Annotated in this window: 3 tRNA genes and 2 rRNA genes; all 5 read left to right on the top strand. The window is 50.1% G+C overall.

Annotated elements, in window-relative coordinates:
• The first annotated feature begins 56 nt into the window (after positions 1–56).
• Positions 57–130: transfer RNA gene (locus FC60_RS07115), tRNA-Ile, on the top strand.
• A 3-nt stretch (positions 131–133) separates the two neighbouring features.
• Positions 134–206: transfer RNA gene (locus FC60_RS07110), tRNA-Ala, on the top strand.
• A gap of 162 nt (positions 207–368) precedes the next feature.
• A 23S ribosomal RNA gene (locus tag FC60_RS07105) occupies positions 369–3,287 on the top strand.
• 85 nt (positions 3,288–3,372) lie between these two features.
• Positions 3,373–3,489, top strand: a 5S ribosomal RNA gene (rrf, locus tag FC60_RS07100).
• 5 nt (positions 3,490–3,494) lie between these two features.
• Positions 3,495–3,567 (top strand) — tRNA-Val (locus FC60_RS07095).
• The last annotated feature ends 39 nt before the right edge of the window (positions 3,568–3,606 follow it).

Genomic DNA, 3,606 nt, shown 5'->3' with positions numbered 1-3,606 from the left:
TGTTCAGTTTTGAGAGATTTACCTCTCAATTTTATCTCATTCGCTTATGAAGGCATGGGTCTATAGCTCAGCTGGTTAGAGCGCACGCCTGATAAGCGTGAGGTCGGTGGTTCGAGTCCACTTAGACCCATATGGGGAATTAGCTCAGCTGGGAGAGCACCTGCTTTGCAAGCAGGAGGTCAGCGGTTCGATCCCGCTATTCTCCATTGATGACCGTGAGGTTATCAAAAGTTTGTACTTTGAAAACTAAATAATATCTATTTTCTAAAAAATCAAGAAAACCGAGAACACCGCGTTATTTTGAGTTTTATTAACGAATAAAATCGCAATCATACTCATTTAACTTTGATCATGAGCGAAGCTCATTAGGTTAAGTTATGAAGGGCGTATGGTGAATGCCTTGGTACTAGGAGCCGATGAAGGACGGGACTAACACCGATATGCTTCGGGGAGCGGTAAGTACGCTTTGATCCGGAGATTTCCGAATGGGGAAACCCAATCATCTTAATCGATGATTACTTGCTAGTGAATCTATAGCTAGCAAGGGGAAGACGCAGTGAACTGAAACATCTTAGTAGCTGCAGGAAGAGAAAGAAAATTCGATTCCCTGAGTAGCGGCGAGCGAAACGGGAAGAGCCCAAACCAACAAGCTTGCTTGTTGGGGTTGTAGGACTGAACATTGAAGTTACCAAAGAGCAACGTAGTCGAAATAGTTGGGAAGCTATACCACAGATGGTGATAGTCCAGTAGACGAAACGTTACTCTCTTCGTTCAGGATCCTGAGTACGGCGGGACACGTGAAACCCCGTCGGAATCCGCGAGGACCATCTCGCAAGGCTAAATACTACCTAGTGACCGATAGTGAACCAGTACCGTGAGGGAAAGGTGAAAAGCACCCCGGGAGGGGAGTGAAATAGTTCCTGAAACCATATGCCTACAAGCTGTCGGAGCCCGTTAATGGGTGACGGCGTGCCTCTTGCAGAATGAACCGGCGAGTCATGATTACGTGCAAGGTTAAGGTGGAAAAACCGGAGCCGTAGCGAAAGCGAGTCTGAAATGGGCGTACGAAGTACGTAGTTATGTACCCGAAACCAGGTGACCTACCCATGTCCAGGATGAAGGTGCGGTAAAACGCACTGGAGGTCCGAACCCGTGTCTGTTGAAAAAGGCTGGGATGAGGTGTGGGTAGCGGTGAAATTCCAAACGAACTTGGAGATAGCTGGTTCTCTCCGAAATCTCTTTAGGGGGAGCCTCGGGGTCAAGAATCATGGAGGTAGAGCACTGTTTGGTCGAGGGGCCCGTCATGGGTTACCAATATCAGATAAACTCCGAATGCCATTGATTTATACCCGGGAGTCAGACGGTGAGTGATAAGATCCATCGTCAAAAGGGGAACAGCCCAGATCACCAGTTAAGGTCCCTAAATATATGCTAAGTGGAAAAGGATGTGGAGTTGCACAGACAACTAGGATGTTGGCTCAGAAGCAGCCATCATTTAAAGAGTGCGTAATAGCTCACTAGTCGAGTGATTCTGCGCCGAAAATGTACCGGGGCTAAGCATATTACCGAAACTGTGGATGCATCTACGATGCGTGATAGGAGAGCGTTCTAAGGGCGACGAAGTCAGACCGTGAGGACTGGTGGAGCGCTTAGAAGTGAGAATGCCGGTATGAGTAGCGAAAGACAGGTGAGAATCCTGTCCACCGAATGACTAAGGTTTCCTGGGGAAGGCTCGTCCACCCAGGGTAAGTCGGGACCTAAGGCGAGGCCGAGAGGCGTAGTCGATGGATAACAGGTTGAGATTCCTGTACCAGTTAGTTGCGTTTGAACGATGGAGGGACGCAGAAGGCTAAGCGAACCGGACGATTGGAAGTGTCCGGCCAAGCAGTAAGTTAGGATCAGAGTGAAATGCTTTGATTCGGGTTAACAAGCTGTGATGGGGAGTGAAATTATAGTAACGAAGTCGCCGATGTCACGCTGCCGAGAAAAGCTTCTAGTGAGGAACTAACTGCCCGTACCGCAAACCGACACAGGTAGTCGAGGAGAGAATCCTAAGGTGAGCGAGAGAACTCTCGTTAAGGAACTCGGCAAAATGACCCCGTAACTTCGGGAGAAGGGGTGCTGACCGCCAGGTCAGCCGCAGTGAAAAGGCCCAGGCGACTGTTTATCAAAAACACAGGTTTCTGCAAAATCGTAAGATGAAGTATAGGGGCTGACGCCTGCCCGGTGCTGGAAGGTTAAAAGGAAGAGTTAGCGTAAGCGAAGCCCTGAATTGAAGCCCCAGTAAACGGCGGCCGTAACTATAACGGTCCTAAGGTAGCGAAATTCCTTGTCGGGTAAGTTCCGACCCGCACGAAAGGCGTAACGATCTGGGCACTGTCTCAACGAGAGACTCGGTGAAATTGAATTGCCTGTGAAGATGCAGGCTACCCGCGACAGGACGGAAAGACCCCGTGGAGCTTTACTGTAGCTTGATATTGAGTGTTTGTACTACTTGTACAGGATAGGTAGGAGCCATAGAAACCGGGACGCTAGTTTCGGTGGAGGCATTGGTGGGATACTACCCTTGTATTATGACCACTCTAACCCGCGCCACTCATCGTGGTGGGAGACAGTGTCAGGTGGGCAGTTTGACTGGGGCGGTCGCCTCCCAAAAGGTAACGGAGGCGCCCAAAGGTTCGCTCAGAATGGTTGGAAATCATTCGCAGAGTGTAAAGGCACAAGCGAGCTTGACTGCGAGACAGACAGGTCGAGCAGGGACGAAAGTCGGGCTTAGTGATCCGGTGGTTCCGTATGGAAGGGCCATCGCTCAACGGATAAAAGCTACCCCGGGGATAACAGGCTTATCTCCCCCAAGAGTTCACATCGACGGGGAGGTTTGGCACCTCGATGTCGGCTCATCGCATCCTGGGGCTGTAGTCGGTCCCAAGGGTTGGGCTGTTCGCCCATTAAAGCGGTACGCGAGCTGGGTTCAGAACGTCGTGAGACAGTTCGGTCCCTATCCGTCGCGGGCGTAGGAAATTTGAGAGGACCTGTCCTTAGTACGAGAGGACCGGGATGGACATACCGCTGGTGTACCAGTTGTTCCGCCAGGAGCACCGCTGGGTAGCTATGTATGGATGAGATAAACGCTGAAAGCATCTAAGTGTGAAACTCGCCTCAAGATGAGATTTCCCATTCCAATAAGGAAGTAAGACCCCTCAGAGATGATGAGGTAGATAGGATGGAAGTGGAAGTACGGTGACGTATGGAGCGGACCATTACTAATCGGTCGAGGACTTAACCAAGTAGAAAAAGGTGTCTGGTAATTGATAAGGAGATATGATATTATTTAGTTTTGAAAGCACAAGCTTTCCATCTCGAAGAGATGAGTGTGGTGATGATGGCCTGAAGGACACACCTGTTCCCATGCCGAACACAGAAGTTAAGCTTCAGCACGCCGAAAGTAGTTGGGGGATCGCTCCCTGCGAGGATAGGACATTGCCATGCTATTTGGAGGATTAGCTCAGTTGGGAGAGCGTCTGCCTTACAAGCAGAGGGTCACAGGTTCGAGCCCTGTATCCTCCATTGAGCGATATAAGCTCATGAGCCGTTAGCTCAGTTGGT

The sequence above is a fragment of the Limosilactobacillus gastricus DSM 16045 genome, assembly GCF_001434365.1.
GTDB classification, from domain to species: domain Bacteria; phylum Bacillota; class Bacilli; order Lactobacillales; family Lactobacillaceae; genus Limosilactobacillus; species Limosilactobacillus gastricus.
Note: the sequence above shows the minus strand (reverse complement) of the source record. Positions and strands in the feature narration are given on the sequence as shown.